General features: G+C 40.3%; 12 protein-coding genes. 3 read left to right on the forward strand and 9 right to left on the reverse strand.

The genetic code is table 11. The features are described 5' to 3' along the window. Window positions 1-15: 15 nt before the first annotated feature. From AC07UV_RS04315 to AC07UV_RS04340, 6 genes are all read right to left on the reverse strand, one after another. Window positions 16-1,251 (reverse strand): quinol:cytochrome C oxidoreductase, encoded by a 1,236-nt coding sequence (locus tag AC07UV_RS04315; protein WP_120261486.1) that lies wholly within the window; start codon window positions 1,249-1,251, stop codon window positions 16-18. A gap of 19 nt (window positions 1,252-1,270) precedes the next feature. Continuing rightward, entirely contained in the window at window positions 1,271-1,786 is a 516-nt protein-coding gene (locus AC07UV_RS04320; RefSeq protein WP_495182836.1) for a c-type cytochrome, read from the reverse strand. 106 nt (window positions 1,787-1,892) lie between these two features. After that, window positions 1,893-2,429 carry a DUF3341 domain-containing protein gene (locus AC07UV_RS04325; RefSeq protein ID WP_120261484.1) on the reverse strand — a complete coding sequence of 179 codons (537 nt, stop codon included), beginning with the start codon at window positions 2,427-2,429 and terminating at the stop codon, window positions 1,893-1,895. Between the two features lie 6 nt (window positions 2,430-2,435). After that, the gene (gene nrfD / locus AC07UV_RS04330; protein ID WP_077437920.1) at window positions 2,436-3,920 is read right to left on the reverse strand and encodes an NrfD/PsrC family molybdoenzyme membrane anchor subunit; all 1,485 of its coding nucleotides are present in this window, start codon (window positions 3,918-3,920) and stop codon (window positions 2,436-2,438) included. 29 nt (window positions 3,921-3,949) lie between these two features. Beyond that, a complete protein-coding gene (locus AC07UV_RS04335) occupies window positions 3,950-6,964 on the reverse strand; it encodes a TAT-variant-translocated molybdopterin oxidoreductase (protein WP_495182837.1) in 3,015 nt (1,004 codons plus the stop codon). Between the two features lie 37 nt (window positions 6,965-7,001). Next, window positions 7,002-8,264: a cytochrome c3 family protein gene (locus tag AC07UV_RS04340; RefSeq protein WP_495182838.1), complete on the reverse strand. Its 1,263-nt coding sequence runs from the start codon at window positions 8,262-8,264 to the stop codon at window positions 7,002-7,004. Window positions 8,265-8,603: 339 nt separating this feature from the next. Between AC07UV_RS04340 and AC07UV_RS04345 the strand changes: the two genes are divergently transcribed. After that, complete coding sequence (locus tag AC07UV_RS04345) at window positions 8,604-9,074, forward strand: methionine-R-sulfoxide reductase (protein WP_495182839.1); 471 nt, start codon at window positions 8,604-8,606, stop codon at window positions 9,072-9,074. Here AC07UV_RS04345 and AC07UV_RS04350 read toward each other — a convergent pair. After that, window positions 9,064-10,074 (reverse strand): LacI family DNA-binding transcriptional regulator, encoded by a 1,011-nt coding sequence (locus AC07UV_RS04350; protein WP_495182840.1) that lies wholly within the window; start codon window positions 10,072-10,074, stop codon window positions 9,064-9,066. The two genes, AC07UV_RS04345 and AC07UV_RS04350, sit on opposite strands and share 11 nt — an antisense overlap. A 143-nt stretch (window positions 10,075-10,217) precedes the next feature. Here AC07UV_RS04350 and AC07UV_RS04355 point away from each other — a divergent pair, with 143 nt between their 5' ends. Together AC07UV_RS04355 and AC07UV_RS04360 are read left to right on the forward strand one after the other, a co-directional pair. After that, window positions 10,218-12,500, forward strand: a complete 2,283-nt coding sequence (locus AC07UV_RS04355) for a GH92 family glycosyl hydrolase (protein WP_495182841.1) — start codon at window positions 10,218-10,220, stop codon at window positions 12,498-12,500. A gap of 77 nt (window positions 12,501-12,577) precedes the next feature. Next, entirely contained in the window at window positions 12,578-12,904 is a 327-nt protein-coding gene (locus tag AC07UV_RS04360) for a DUF493 domain-containing protein (RefSeq protein ID WP_495182842.1), read from the forward strand. A gap of 38 nt (window positions 12,905-12,942) precedes the next feature. Here AC07UV_RS04360 and AC07UV_RS04365 read toward each other — a convergent pair whose 3' ends face one another. Together AC07UV_RS04365 and pnp are read right to left on the reverse strand one after the other, a co-directional pair. Next, on the reverse strand, window positions 12,943-13,398 hold the full coding sequence (locus tag AC07UV_RS04365; RefSeq protein WP_495182843.1) for a hypothetical protein: 456 nt from the start codon (window positions 13,396-13,398) through the stop codon (window positions 12,943-12,945). Between the two features lie 93 nt (window positions 13,399-13,491). Next, on the reverse strand, window positions 13,492-15,678 hold the full coding sequence (gene pnp / locus AC07UV_RS04370) for a polyribonucleotide nucleotidyltransferase (RefSeq protein ID WP_495182844.1): 2,187 nt from the start codon (window positions 15,676-15,678) through the stop codon (window positions 13,492-13,494). Window positions 15,679-15,775: the final 97 nt, after the last annotated feature.

Raw genomic sequence — 15,775 nt, forward strand, 5'->3', positions numbered from 1 at the left:
CCTTTAAAAGTGAAACTATATTTGGTGATGCAAACTCTCATCCAAGAAAGGATGATTTTTAGGCACCAAGGCTTGTTTACTCAATTTGTTCATCACTAAGAATACAAACAAACCTAAGAAACCAAGTGCAGTTCCGATTTCAATGATACCAAATCCTCTATGTTCAGCAACAGTACCAGGCATGATCATGATGTAATAATCTAGCCAGTGACCTGCCAACAATAGAATCGCTACGAACAACATAACATTTTGTTTACGTTTAGCATCGCGATCCACTAATAGTAACAATGGTGCCACAAAGTTAATGATAATACTCAACCAAAACCAAGGTTTGTATTCAGGTTCCCAACGTTTGTAGAAATAAACTGTTTCCTCAGGAATGTTTGAATACCAAATCAACATGAATTGTGCAAACCAAACATAAGTCCAGAAGATGGAGAAACCGAACATCAATTTACCCAAATCGTGTAAATGATTTTCGTTTACCCAGTTCATATAACCTGCTTTCTTCAATACAACAACGATAATCGTGATACAACAGATACCACTTACCCACATTGCTGCAAAGTTGTACCAACCAAACATTGTAGAAAACCAGTGTGCCTCTAAGGACATGATGGTATCGAAAGACCAGATTGGTGTAGTAAAACCGAAGATAACCAAGAAGATTGCAGACAATTTGAATGATTTCTTGTAAGAAGCCAAACCGCCTTCTAAATCCTCTTTATAAGAAAGTTTCGCAAAAATAACTGCAAAAATGCTATATAGTCCCATAAATACAACTTGACGGATCAAGAAGAAAGGAACATTTAAATAAGCAGATTTACCTGCGATAATAGGGTCGTAATTTGCATTATTAGGGTCAGTAAGACCATCTGCATGCCAATGGTGATACAAGTTATGTGTAGTCAAACCTAAGCCTACAATAACCAATAAAATCAATGATGCAATTGGTAAAACACCCGCCATAGCTTGAGGTATACGTACCAGACCTGCAGACCATGCAGACTGTGTTACATATTGCAAAGCAACAAAGAATGTTCCTGCTGCACAAACACATGTAAAGTAATAACCCATCAATAACAAGTTGGCGTATGTACGCTCTACAGTAACGTGATCGCCCGAAAGCAACCCCATAGCTACAGCAGCTACGCCTAGTACAACAGCGATAATACTGAACATTTTAGCTTTGCCAGCAAACTCGTATCGCTCGTTGAAATTATAATCGTGATGATGACTGTGAGTTCCCATTTATATATCTGATGTTAGATTATTTCTTTTGTAATTCGTGAACATACATAACAACTTTCCATCTCTCTTCTGGAGACAATTGAGATGCATGCGATCCCATGGAGTTATGTCCATAATAAATCGTATGGTAAATCTTACCATCTGTCAAGTCAGCCATGAAACCACCTCTTGAAGAGTTCGCTTTATCCGTTCTGTGATAAGATGGTGGCGGCGGAAAGTTCTCTAATTGACGAGTACCTCTAGAATCAGTTACACTACGATCTTTCGTAAGAGGTCCATCCCCTTTACCTTCTACCCCGTGACATACTGAACAGTACGTAGTAAATAAAGCCTTACCTTTTTCAAGGTTTTCAGCATTAACAAGCAAAGGGTTTTTCACTTCAGCACCAGCACGTACATAATCCTCTAATGTATTGGCATACTCAAAACGAGTGAAACCAATTGGGTCTGTACCTTTAGGAGGTGCCTGTGCTGTTTTTCCATCAGCAAAATTCGCATTGGGCTGATCCGGATTGAAAGCAAGCGGATCGTACATGTTACGGGAAAATTCCAAACCTGTACTACGAGTCGTTTTGTCACCACAAGAAGAAACAAGTGCTGTCAATGCTACAGCTGCGCATACAGTTCCAAGTAAATTCTTCTTATTCATAGCTAACATATTTTCTATCATTGTACTTAACTTCAACAGCACCGGCTTCTTTCAATAAGCTATCGATCAAAGCGTGGTCTGCATTTTCTTTGGCATCTACTGCAAGGATGAAACGGTCATCTGTCGCTCTTAGGTCCATCACGCGAGGTGTACGTCCCGGGAACAAGTGGTTACGGAAGAAAAATGTAGCAACCATTCCCAAAGCACACAATAAGATCGTAACCTCAAATGTTACTGGAACAAAGTTTGGCATTGCAAATGATGGTTTACCACCGACATTCATCGGCCAATCGTATACCATGGTATAATACAACAAACTAAAACCTAATGTCGTTCCTAATGCTCCAAAGCAAAATGCTGCGATAGGCAAGCGAGAAGGTCTTACACCTAACTTCGCTTCGATGCCGTGGATAGGCATCGGAGTAAAGCAGTCATAAATACTTATATTGTTTGCTTGCAATTTGTCGATCCCATGCATCATGTCATCCGGATCCGCAAAACTACCTAATATATATTTTGTATTGCTCATTGCTGATTATTTTCTAACTGATAATTCTTTAATCTCTTCTTCTGTCACTGAATCATATTTTTCCAATGATTCTTGGAAGTACTCAACTTGCTCGGCAGGGAATGCACCTTCTTGAGCCAATTTAGTTTTGTGTTGTAATGACGATGATTTCAACAACAATTTAACTTCGGCAATTGCGATACCTGGCAAGAAACGTAAGAACAACAAGAATAAAGTAAAGAATAATCCAATTGAACCTACAAAGATACCTACGTCTGTCCAAGTTGGGTAGAACATTGCCCAAGATGAAGGCAAGTAATCACGGTGCAATGAAGTCACGATAATTACGAAACGCTCAAACCACATACCGATATTTACCACAATAGATAGAATCCATGAGATCGGAATACTTGTACGGATTTTTTTGAACCAGAATAACTGTGGAGAAATTACGTTACAAGTCATCATTGACCAGTACGCCCAAGCGTATGGACCCAACATACGGTTCTCGAAAGCATACATTTCGTATTCTGAACGAGAGTACATTGCAATAAACAACTCTGTTAAGTAAGCCACACCTACGATAGAACCAGTAGTCATGATGATAATATTCATCGACTCAATGTGGAACATCGTGATGTAGTTCTCAAAGTTCATTACTTTACGTAAGATCAACAATAAGGTCTGTACCATCGCGAAGCCTGAGAAGATCGCACCCGCCACAAAGTATGGAGGGAAGATCGTCGTGTGCCATCCAGGGATAACCGAAGTTGCAAAGTCCATGGATACGATCGTGTGTACAGAAAGTACCAGTGGCGTTGAAATACCTGCCAAGATCAATGACACGATTTCAAAACGTTGCCAAGTCTTCACAGAACCATTCCAGCCGAATGATAATACAGAATAGATCTTTTGTTTTAATCCAGTAGCACGGTCACGGATAGTCGCGATATCTGGCAACAAACCACAGTACCAGAATACCAAGGATACTGTAAAGTATGTTGAGATCGCAAATGCATCCCATACTAATGGAGAGTTGAAGTTTACCCAAAGTGATCCAAATTGATTTGGAAGAGGGAAAATCCAATATGCCAACCAAGGACGACCCATGTGAGCTACAACGTATGTAGCCGCACAGATTACCGCAAAGATCGTCATCGCCTCTGCGGAACGGTTGATTGAGTTACGCCAGTTCTGGCGGAAAATTAATAATACAGCTGAAATCAACGTACCAGCGTGACCGATACCAACCCACCATACGAAGTCGGTGATATCCCAAGCCCAGCCTACTGTTTTATTCAGACCCCAAGCGCCGATACCTGTCCAAAAGGTATAACTAACGCTAACTACCCATAATAAAGCACCTAATACAGCAACGGTAAAACCAATCCACCATGCTTTATTTGGTTTATTTTCAACCGGTAGTAAGATATCATCCGTAATTTTTGCATACGTGATGTCTTTACCGGTCATTAATGGTTCTCTTAATATTGATTCGTTATGCGATGACATAGTATTTTTATTTCAAATATTGTACAAGATTACGCCTCAAAAGTGTTTCTAACTTTTGTCATATAACCGATACCCGGTTGAACATTGATTTCCTCAAGTACGTAATAAACACGCTCATTGCGCAATGCTTTGGAAACTTCTGATTCTGGATCATTCGCATCCCCAAAAATAATTGCATTTGCCGAACATGCTTGTTGACAAGCCATTTGGATATCGCCATCTTTAACTTTGCGATTTTCAATCTTAGCTTGTAATTTACCTGATTGGATACGTTGGATACACATTGAACATTTTTCCATTACCCCACGTGAACGAGTTACTACATCTGGATTCAACACCAATTGTGTAAACTCATTGTTCAAGTAGTTGTCAAAACGTGAATCATTCCAGTATGCGAACCAGTTGAAACGACGTACTTTGAACGGACAGTTGTTCGCACAGTAACGTGTACCGAAACAACGGTTGTAAGCCATATGGTTCAGACCTTCTGAAGAGTGTACTGTTGCCAATACCGGACATACAGTTTCACAAGGTGCGTGACCACAGTGCTGACACAACATTGGTTGGTGAACAACAGTGATATCTTCGAAATCCAATTCAGCTGAAGCTTTCGCAATCTCTTTCTCTTTTGTAAGATCTTGATCTTTACCTTCGATTGTATAGTAACGGTCGATACGTAACCAATGCATCTCACGACGACGACGAACCTCGTCACGACCTACAACAGGGATGTTATTCTCTACGTTACAAGCAACGATACAAGCACCACAACCTGTACATGCGTTCAAGTCGATCGCCATCACCCATTTGTGACCCGGTTGCTCATATTTGTTCCACAAATCGTACGTTTTGTGATTATCTGTAAAGCGTCCCGCCTCAGAGTTAGGATCTTTCAAATATTTCGCAAACGTAGTCTCACGAATCACGTTACGACCTTCGATGGTGTGGTGTGTTTGTGTTTGTGCCAATTGGTAAGTTCCAGAAGCTTTCGCTACAGTTGCTTTTGCAACACCTTGAACAGTACCGTTGATGATAGAAGCAAATGGGAATGCGTTTTTACCAACTTCATTACCTGCTTTACCAACTTTAGTACGACCGTAACCTACAGCAACTGAAACAGTTCCTTGTGCTTGACCTGGTTGTTGTACAACAGGCAATTCCAATTCAACACCATTTGCTTTTACAGTTACTTTACCATCTTCACCTAAGCCTAGTTTTTCAGCATCTTTTGGATTTAGGGCAGCATAGTTGTCCCAAGTTACTTTAGAGACTGGATCAGGCAATTCCTGTAAGTAAGCGTTGTTTGCGTAACGACCATCGCGAAGAGCAGAAGGTTCGTAAAGTTTCAATTCAAACTCACCAGTGATTGCTTTACTAGAAGCTTCGATTGCAGTAGCGGCAGCAGCAGCATTTCCTGTAAATGCAGGAGCACTTGCAGCTTTAGCACCTTTATATTCAAAACCAGTTTGCAATACAGCATCCCAGTTTTTCGTAGAACCAGCTAAGATTTGTGTAGACCACAAGTTCTTAACAAAGTTGTACATATCTGTTGTGTTTCCTGCCCAAGTCAACAAGCTTTGCTCAACTTGACGCGTTTGGAAAACAGGATTGATTGTAGGTTGAACAATAGAGTACAAACCTTCTTTCGGGTTAGCATCACCCCAAGACTCCAAGAAAGTACTTGCAGGAGCGATCGCTGTCAATTCCGACGCAGTCTCATCAGCACGTTGTGCAAATGATAATGTGAAAGGAATCTGTTTCAAAGCCGCTTTTACATCATCCGCTTTGAAGTAGTCATATACAGGGTTGCTGTTCAAGAAGAACGCCACACCCACCTGACCACCTTTTGCAGCAGCTAAGAAAGCTTGGAAAGAAGAATCCGAACCTTGGTATTGTTTAGAATAGTTATCTAAATCAATGATTGTACCGTAAGCGCCCAATGCAACGTTGATTGCATTGACCAATACCTGAACATTCACATCATTAGAACCGGCAACAACCACGGCAGCGCCTTTGCTGTTCACCAATTCTTTTGCCGCTAGCGCTACACCTTTTTGTGCCTTTTTGTTTGCAGTCGCACCAGCTAATGTTTGACCGGTGATTGCATTATATAAAGCGACCAAGGTAGCACCTTCTTCCGAAGGTTTGATAGCAATACGCGCATCCGCATTTGTACCAGTCATTGAAAGACCAGACTCAAATTGCACGTGACGTGACATTTTTCCATTTTTCAATGATTTATAGTCACGATTTTTAGCGTATTGTTGTGTATGCTCTTCACCTGCCAACCAAGTTCCTAAGAAATCAGCAGCAACTGAAACGATTACATTTGCTTTATCAAAATTGTATGAAGGAACTACAGCTTTACCAAAAGAAGCTTTATTTGCTTCGATAATACCGCTGTAAGAAACAGCATCGTATTGTACATGATTCGCTGTAGGGAATTTCGTTGCGAAAGCAGCGATAGCTGCCAAAGTTGAAGGACTGTTTACAGTATTAGAAACGATCGTAATTTGTTTACCAGAAGATGCAGCAGCAGTCAATGCTTTAACAACTTCCCCATCCAATTTAGACCACTCAACATCTTGACCTTTCAATTGCGCTTGCTTCAATTTAGATTCATCATATAAATCCAATACCGAAGCAGCAGTTGTTGAATCCAAACCTTGGTTCAAACCAATTGCATTAGGGTTAGGTTCAACATTGATAGGGCGACCTTCACGCGTTTTAACTAAGATACTTTGACCATTGAATGTCGACGTATAATAGTTAGGGATACCTGGAGTTACCTCTTCAGGTTTAATCAAATAAGGAACTGCCTTATGCACAGGAGTACGGTTACAAGCCGCTAAAGAAACAGCACCCAAACCAAAACCTAATGCTTTCAAGAAGTCACGGCGAGGAGTTTTAGTACTCAAGCCAGCTTCGTTTAATACATCTTCTACAGGAATAGATTCGGCAAACTCACCCTTGCTTCCCTCAACGAAAGCAGGAGTTTGATTTAACTCTTCCAAACCTTTCCAATATTTTTTATTGCTATCCATTTAAGCTGTATATAAGATTGCGTATTTCAAATAATTATTAATAGTGACATTTACCACACTCAAGACCACCGATCATGGCTGCAGTCATTTTCTCACCTTTCTTAATTCTTTCGTGTGCCTTGATCAAATCTTCATAATATTTATTATCTGATTTGATATCTGTCTTTTTGTGACAATCAACACACCATTTCATCGTCAATGGAGAGTATTGGTATACTTCTTCCATGTTTTGGATCGGACCGTGACAAGTCTGACACTCTACTCCTGCAACCACAACGTGTTGTGAGTGATTGAAGTAAGCGAAATCAGGCAAGTTATGGATACGAACCCATTGAATTGGTTTCGGATTGTTACCATAAGTACGTGTCTCAGGATTCCAATCCAATGCACGATAGATTTTAGCAATTTCTGGAGAAATCTCACCATCATAATGCTCCGACGCAGTGACTGTATTGTGGCAGTTCATACATACGTTAGCCGATGGAATAGAAGCATTTTTAGATTTAAATGCACCACCGTGACAGTATTGACACTCTATTTTATTTACACCAGCGTGGATTTGGTGTGAGAACTTGATTGGCTGAACAGGTTTGTAACCTTCGTGAACACCGACGTTCCACATCGTCTTCCAACCACCTACTGCCAATAAAGCAACAAGCATCAACACGGTAAATCCAACCAATTTTTTGTTTTTAACGAATGCTTTCGCAAACTTCACAAAACGTTGATTATCCTCAGGTTCCTCTTGCGCAGCAATAGCTTCCTGATTCTTAGCAATTACATTTTCTAAGGTACGGATCACACGGTTCAACACCACGATCACAACAACCGCCAAAACAACAACAGCGATCAAGCCCAAAATCATGAACATTGATGCATTATCATCTTTTGCAGCAGCGCCATCTTTAGTAGGATCTTTCGGTTTCTCTACTGAGGCATCTTTGATAAACGCAATTACCGATTTAATCTGATCGTCAGATAAATCCGTAAAAGAAGTCATCACAGATTTGTTGTACTCTTCAAAGATTTTAACGGCCTCAGCATCACCTGTAGCAATTAAAGCTTGAGAGTTACGGATCCATTTAATCAACCATTCTTCAGATTTCGTATCTGGAACTCCTTTCAAAGCAGGCCCAACTACTTTTCTGTCAATGGCGTGACAGGATGTACACTTAGATTTGAAGATTTTTTCACCTTCCTTGACATCTTGCGCATGCAACGTCGTAACGGCAAATAATAGCATCAAACTCGTTGACACCACCCTCGCAAGGCTTCCCAAAACGGATGAGATAGTTCTCATATTTAGCACTTTATACTATTTATTTGTGAATGTAAAAAATTAACTCCCATGGTTAAAGGAGCCACTACCCCCCTAACAATGCCACAAAAGTATGATTTATTAACAAATCGCTGACAATTTTGTGACCTTTAATATCAATTTATAATCATTCTAAACAATTGCGTTTAAACCACATTAAATCCCTATTATGCGAACGAAGTACATCAATTGCCTTAACTTTTCATCATGGTACTCCTATCAAATATAAGACATTACCATGACAATTTAAAATACCTGAATATCAAGATCATTCCGCGCTAAAAAAACTTTTTCCCATATTAATTCCGTAACTTTATAAGTATGAAAGCGCTATTATATAGCTACTGTATCTGCTTGTTCCTAATGGGCTATTCCTGTCAGGGTCAGCAGAACATTAAACAGACTACAAAAATGGAAACGAATAAAAAACACAACCCGTTAAGCAAAGAAGAAGAATATGTGATTGTGCATAAAGGGACGGAACGTCCTTTTACGGGTGCACTTTTGGACAACAAAGTGAAAGGAACTTACATTTGTCGACGTTGCGATAGTCCACTGTACCGTTCGGAATCAAAATTTGAATCTGGCTGTGGCTGGCCAAGCTTTGACGATGAGATCCCTGAAGCAATCACGCGGATCACGGATGCAGATGGACGCCGTACGGAAATCCTCTGTACCAATTGTGGTGCGCATTTGGGGCATGTTTTTCTTGGGGAAGGTTTCACGGCAAAAAACACGCGCCATTGCGTCAATTCTATTTCAATGAAATTCGTAGCGGATACTACAAAGTAACCTTTGCTTTCGTCGACTCACGAATTTTCAATTCACAAGGCAACACCATCTTACGTGTTGCTTTTATTTTGCCCTGCAGACGGAGCAAAAGTATGTTGATCAGATTTTCTGCAATCTCCTTGATCGGCTGTGAAACAACAGTGATGGATGGCTCCAGTAATTTAAATACGGTATGATCATCGAAGGCGATCATTGCCGGCATGACAAAATTATATTTCTTCGAAGCTTTTAATCCAAAAATCGCCAGATAATTGGTCGAAAATAAAACAGCATCCAAACGGTTTTCACAAATAAAATCTTTTAGGGATTCCATTGCTTCGTCATCCGACGCATCCATCTGCACCTTCTGAATAAAACTTTGTTGCTTATTATTATCCATTGCTTTCAGATAACCTTCCGAACGCTCCTTCATCTGGGTCTGATCCGAGTATAGAGACACAAAGCCGATACGCTTAAACGCCTGTTGACATAAATGACTGGTCGCATCAAAAGCCCCCTGAAAATTGTCTGCGCCAACATAGTCTGTCTCCAGATCCGGAAAATAGCGGTCAAAAAGTACAACAGGAATATTACTTTGCTGCAATTGTTTGACTGTATCCTCCAAACCATCTGAAGGCGTAATGATAAAACCGTCAACCTGACGATCGTAAAACATCTGGATCAGTTCCTTCGCCTTCTCGACATCGTTATTCGTACTACAGTAAATAATGCGGTATCCCTGCTCGTAGACTTTGCTTTCGATCAGACGCGCGATATTGCCAAAGAAAGGATTCGAGATGTCTTCGATAATCAAACCTAAAATCTTGGTTTTTCCGGTTCGTAAGCTTTTCGCCAATTCATTTGGCTTATACCCTACTTTCTTGACATAATCCAATACGCGCTTGGTCAACGCTTCGCTGATACGCTTCTCTTTTGCCTTGTCATTCAAAATAAAGGATACTGTAGTTACAGAAATTCCCAACGCCTTTGCGATATCACTGATCAGAATACGTTTCTTCATGTAGAGTAGGTTTGTTAAGTTTTTATTTCGAAGATTACTAAAGTAAAAAATTTAACGACAATTTACTAAAATAATAATAAAATTGCGCTAAAAGGTTTTATTTACTAATTTTAAGCAGTTTCAAATACCCGAACACAAAACCTATGACAGGAAATAAACTCATCACAACAGTGTTGGGCACGCTAATTTTACCATTTTGCGTTCAAGCTCAGCAAAATTTAACACAATATGTCAATCCATTTATTGGATCAGCAGATCACGGACACGTGTTTGTCGGAGCCAATGTACCACTAGGTGCGGTACAACTTGGGCCAACCCAAATTCCACAGATCTGGGACAAATTCAATGGCTGGGATTGGTGCAGCGGCTACAATTACAAAAGCCAGGAAATATTGGGTTTTACCCACACCCATCTGAGCGGAACAGGTATAGGTGACCTCAATGATCTTATGATCGTTCCGGCGAATGGCAAGCTACAATTGACACCTGCAGAATTCAACAAAATGAATACCGGTTATGGCTCATCATTCAAAAAAGAAAATGAAGTCGCTAAGCCCGGATTTTACAGTGCCTATCTGGATGACTATAAAGTTCAGGCCAATCTCACTGCAACGGAAAGAGTTGGTTACCATCAATACCGATACGAAAAAACAGACAATGCTCATATCTTGGTTGACCTAGGTTATCACATCAATTGGGACAAACCAACCGATACCTATATCAAACAGATCAATGATTCAACATTCGTTGGTTATCGTTTCTCCACAGGCTGGGCCAGTGACCAAAAACTGTACTTTGCCATAAAAACTTCGCAACCTATCCAAAAGGTTAGGTTCTTTGATGGCAAAGACGAAAAATTCGGTCAGACGACCTTCAAAGGACAAGCGATCAAAGCAGCGCTTTTCTTTGATGCGACTAAACACAAGAACATTGAACTGAAAGTCGGTATTTCACCCGTCAGCTCGACCAATGCCTTAAATAATATCAATGCGGAGATTCCGGGTTGGAATTTTGAGAAAGTAAAACAAGAAGCCGATCAACGTTGGAATAAAACCTTGAACAAAATCCAGTTTGAAGCAGATAAGGATACAAAAACAATCTTCTATACCGCTTTATACCACACCTATTTCGCTCCTACAATTTTCAACGATGCAAACGGCGATTATTTGGGTACAGATAAACAGGTGTACGAAAAGCAAGATTTTGTAAATCATACCGTATTCTCCCTTTGGGATACCTATCGTGGGCTTCATCCACTGATGACCATCCTTGAGGACCGTAAGATCAATCAGGATTTTATCAAAACGATGCTTGCGATCTATCAACAACAAGGGAAATTACCCATGTGGCATTTACAGGGTAACGAAACCAACACTATGGTTGGCTTGCCAGCCATTCCGGTCATCGCAGATGCCTTCTTAAAAGGAATCATCGACGAGAAGGATTATCCTTTGGTGTGGGAAGCCGTCAAAACAACCGCTATGGGCAATGACCATGGATTGAAATTTGCGCGCGACCTGACTTATATTCCTATTGACAGTATGCCGAATGAATCTGTAGCTTGGGCATTAGAATATGCTATCGCCGACTTTGGCGCTTATAAAATTGCAGAGAAATTAGGAAAAACAGAAGATGCTGCTTATTTCAAAAAACGCTATAAACTATATGAGCAATATTTTGATAAAGAAGTTGGTCACTTTGTTGGTAGAAAAGCGAACGGTGAATTCCGCAGACCTTTTGATCCATTAATGGCCAAGCACCGTGAAAATGATTACTGTGAAGGAAATGCATGGCAATATACCTGGTTGGTACCACAAGATGTGACAGGTTTGATCAATCTTTTTGGCGGCGAACAGCAATTTTTAAAGAAACTGGATTACTTCACAACCATGTCTTCGGATCTCGGTGGAGAAGCTTCTCCAGATATCTCGGGGCTAATCGGCCAATACGCACAGGGCAACGAGCCCAACCACCACATCCCTTACTTATATGCATATGCAGGGCAACCTTGGAAAGGTGCAGCTTTGGCGCGTAAAGCGATGACCGATTTCTATACAAATACACCGGCAGGACTTTGTGGTAACGATGACGTCGGTCAGATGAGCGCATGGTATGTATTCTCCGCGATGGGATTCTATCCATTGAATGCCATGAGCGGTGTTTATGTATTTGGTTCGCCGATGATGGAACATGCCAACATCAATTTGCCAAATGGTAAAACGCTAGCGATTACAGTCAAAAACCAAGGTAAAGCAAACCAATACATCAAATCGATTAAATTGGACGGAAAACCTTACACCAAGACTTTCATCACACATGCGCAATTGCTACAGGGAGGTCTGATGGAAATTGAGATGAGCGCTACGCCGAACAAAAACTTCGGAAAAAATAAATCCGACAGACCCACAAGCGTTGACAATAATTAACTGAAAAATTGTCAGCAAAACATTCATGGATTAATATTTGTTAATACCTTACTATATAAAATTAAGGAGAACACAAAATGGCAGATTACAAAAACATCAATATACAAGACATCCCTGATGATGGTGAGAATCCAAAAGACTTCTATGAAAGCTTCAAAGAAAGATTAGAAGATTTGGAGACCTTCCCAAAAGACTATACCTATAAGTTTATCTTACCAAAGGATCAAGATCATTTCAACCAGATCCAACAAGTATTTGATGATACCGATGCACGGTTTGACTTCAAGGATTCCAAAACAGGAAAATACACCTCGATCACAGTCAACCTGAATGTAAAAGATGCAGATCAGGTCATTTACTTCTACAAAGAAGTTGCCAAGATAAAAGGTGTTATTATGCTATAAAAACAAAACAGGCTGTCGAAATGACAGCCTGTTTTGTTTTATTCTTTAAGATGCTCCTGCTTCACCAAATCCTCCCGAACAATCAATTCTTCTATCGCTATTTTACCGAACAATTCTTTGGGAACCTTTAGTTTCAAAAGATAACATATCGGGCGCCCGGATTGAATCCCCGGGCTCCATCTTTTTTGTATTCTTAGAAAATCAAGTAGAACCAGATCTTTAGAACCGCTTCTCCTATCCAATAGTATCCCGTCTTTTTCGACAAGTACCTCAAATATATGATCAGCATGGATCGCTTTGTCCAACCGACCTTCTCCCTTAGCTTCTTTTAGATAATGTAACCAACGGATCTTAAAGTTCTCCATCCCATCCCTTGGTTCAAGAAAGATATCAACTGTATTAAAGATCCTTCCTGTATCAGCAGGTGTTAGCACCTGTGCAACAACAGGAACGCATAATATAGACAACAAAAGAAGACTCCATAATCGAATCATAAGCTCAGATATATAGCTAAAGCTAGTCAATATTTAGCGTACAAAAAAAAGCCCGCTAATAGCGGGCTTTTTTATATTTGTTTAAGAACAAGCTTATTCTTGACCGGCACCAGCTACAGGAGCTTCGCCATTCGCGTTATCTTGTTTTGGCTTATCTTCTCTTGGAGGGCGAGGCAATAAAGCTTTACGTGAAAGTTTCATTTTACCTTGCTTGTCGATATCCAACAATTTAACTGTTACTTTATCACCTTCTTTGAAGATTCCGTCCATTGTTTCAAGACGTTTCCAGTCAATTTCAGAAATGTGTAACAAACCATCTTTACCCGGCATAATCTCAACAAATGCACCAAATGGCATAATTGATTTTACTTTACCTTCGTAAGTTTCTCCGATCTCCGGTTTAGAAGCAATCGCTTTGATACGACCTACAGCATCATCAATAGCTGCCTTGTTATCTGCGAATACCTGAACGACACCTTTATTATCAACTTCTTCGATAGAGATTGTTGCACCAGTCTCACGTTGCATTTCTTGGATGATCTTACCACCTGGGCCGATCACAGCTCCAATAAATTCTTTATCGATCAACAATTGAACGATACGAGGTGCATGTGGTTTGTAGTCTTCACGTGGAGCAGAAATGGTTTTCTTCATTTCACCTAAGATGTGTAAACGAGCTTCTTTCGCTTGATCCAAAGCCTGTGTCAACACTTCCCATTTCAAACCATTGATTTTTAAGTCCATTTGACAAGCAACGATACCTTTCTCAGTACCCGTTACTTTAAAGTCCATATCACCTAAGTGATCTTCATCACCTAAGATATCCGATAAAATTGCATATTTACCAGTTTTCTCATCAGAGATCAATCCCATTGCGATACCAGATACAGGAGCTTTCAACTTCACACCAGCATCCAAAAGAGCCAATGTACCAGCACATACAGTCGCCATGGAAGAAGAACCATTGGATTCCAAAATATCAGAAACCACACGTATTGTATATGGGTTTTCGTTATCGGCAGGTAATACTTGTTTCAATGAACGCATCGCCAAGTTACCATGACCAACTTCACGACGACCAGGACCTCTGTTTGGTCTTACTTCACCTGTAGAAAATGCGGGGAAGTTGTAGTGCAGGATAAATTTGTTATAACCGTTGATAAAAGCACCATCAATCATTTGCTCATCGTCTTTAGCACCTAAAGTAACCGAAGTCAACGCTTGTGTTTCACCACGTGTGAATACAGCAGAACCGTGTGCCGCTGGCAAGTAATCCACTTCAGACCAGATTGGGCGTACAGTACGCACGTTACGTCCATCTAAACGCATGCCTTCATCTAAAACTAGATTACGGACAGCATCATACTGAACATCGTGGAAATATTTTTTGAACAAGAATGCGGTATCGTCATCCAACTCTTCAGGCATTGTTGCTCTATATTCTTCTGCAATTTTTGCAAAGTTTTCAGAACGGTCATGTTTTGCAGAAGCTGATTTTGCAATTGCGTATACTTTATCATAAGTAGCAGCAAAAATTGAATCTCTCAATTCAAGGTTTTCAGGCTCGTGATTATATTCACGTTTCACCGTTTTACCAACCAAATTGGCCAATTCCACCTGTGCAGCAACTTGTTTTTTGATAGCCTCATGAGCAAAAGCAATTGCTTCAACCATTTCAGCTTCTGAAATTTCTTTGGCTTCACCTTCCACCATACCGATATCCTGAGCAGAACCAGCAACGATAAATTCTAAAGTTGCATTTTCAAGTTCAGATAATTTTGGATTGATGACCAATTGACCGTCGATTTTCGCTACACGAACTTCTGAGATAGGACCATTAAAAGGAATATCAGAAACTGCAATTGCAGCAGATGCTGCCAGACCAGCTAAAGCGTCAGGCATGATATCTTTGTCAGCAGAGATTAAGCTGATGGCAACTTGTGTATCTGCGTGATAGTTTTCAGGGAATAATGGACGTAATGCGCGATCTACCAAACGAGAAATCAATACTTCATAGTCTGACAATCTAGCCTCACGACGTAAGAAACCACCTGGGATACGGCCAGTAGCCGCATATTTCTCTTGATAATCTACTGAAAGTGGTAAAAAATCAACACCAGATTTAGCTTCTTTGGCAGAAACGACAGTTGCAAGCAACATCGTATCACCTTGTTTTAATACTACAGCACCATCAGCTTGTTTCGCTAATTTTCCTGTAGACAATTCGATTTGGGTGCCATTACCCATATCGATGGTTGTTTTAATTTCGTTGTAATTCATTTAATCTTGTTTTTGACACGCTTTTCATCTTGTTGGCAGCGTGCCGATATTTTAAATACGTTAGATTTCAGCACAAAGGTAAATTAAAATATTAAGA

The sequence above is a fragment of the Sphingobacterium sp. GW821-FHT03E03 genome, from assembly GCF_059420745.1.

Bases quoted from the DNA above. Each gene is read 5' to 3' on its own strand.
- AC07UV_RS04315 (WP_120261486.1), bottom strand. From the start codon at position 1,251: ATGGGAACTCACAGTCATCATCACGATTATAATTTCAACGAGCGATAC.
- AC07UV_RS04360 (WP_495182842.1), top strand. From the start codon at position 12,578: ATGGCAGATTACAAAAACATCAATATACAAGACATCCCTGATGATGGT.
- AC07UV_RS04325 (WP_120261484.1), bottom strand. From the start codon at position 2,429: ATGAGCAATACAAAATATATATTAGGTAGTTTTGCGGATCCGGATGAC.
- AC07UV_RS04335 (WP_495182837.1), bottom strand. From the start codon at position 6,964: ATGGATAGCAATAAAAAATATTGGAAAGGTTTGGAAGAGTTAAATCAA.
- AC07UV_RS04365 (WP_495182843.1), bottom strand. From the start codon at position 13,398: ATGATTCGATTATGGAGTCTTCTTTTGTTGTCTATATTATGCGTTCCT.
- nrfD (WP_077437920.1), bottom strand. From the start codon at position 3,920: ATGTCATCGCATAACGAATCAATATTAAGAGAACCATTAATGACCGGT.
- AC07UV_RS04350 (WP_495182840.1), bottom strand. From the start codon at position 10,074: ATGAAGAAACGTATTCTGATCAGTGATATCGCAAAGGCGTTGGGAATT.
- AC07UV_RS04345 (WP_495182839.1), top strand. From the start codon at position 8,604: ATGAAAGCGCTATTATATAGCTACTGTATCTGCTTGTTCCTAATGGGC.
- AC07UV_RS04340 (WP_495182838.1), bottom strand. From the start codon at position 8,264: ATGAGAACTATCTCATCCGTTTTGGGAAGCCTTGCGAGGGTGGTGTCA.
- pnp (WP_495182844.1), bottom strand. From the start codon at position 15,678: ATGAATTACAACGAAATTAAAACAACCATCGATATGGGTAATGGCACC.
- AC07UV_RS04320 (WP_495182836.1), bottom strand. From the start codon at position 1,786: ATGTACGATCCGCTTGCTTTCAATCCGGATCAGCCCAATGCGAATTTT.
- AC07UV_RS04355 (WP_495182841.1), top strand. From the start codon at position 10,218: ATGACAGGAAATAAACTCATCACAACAGTGTTGGGCACGCTAATTTTA.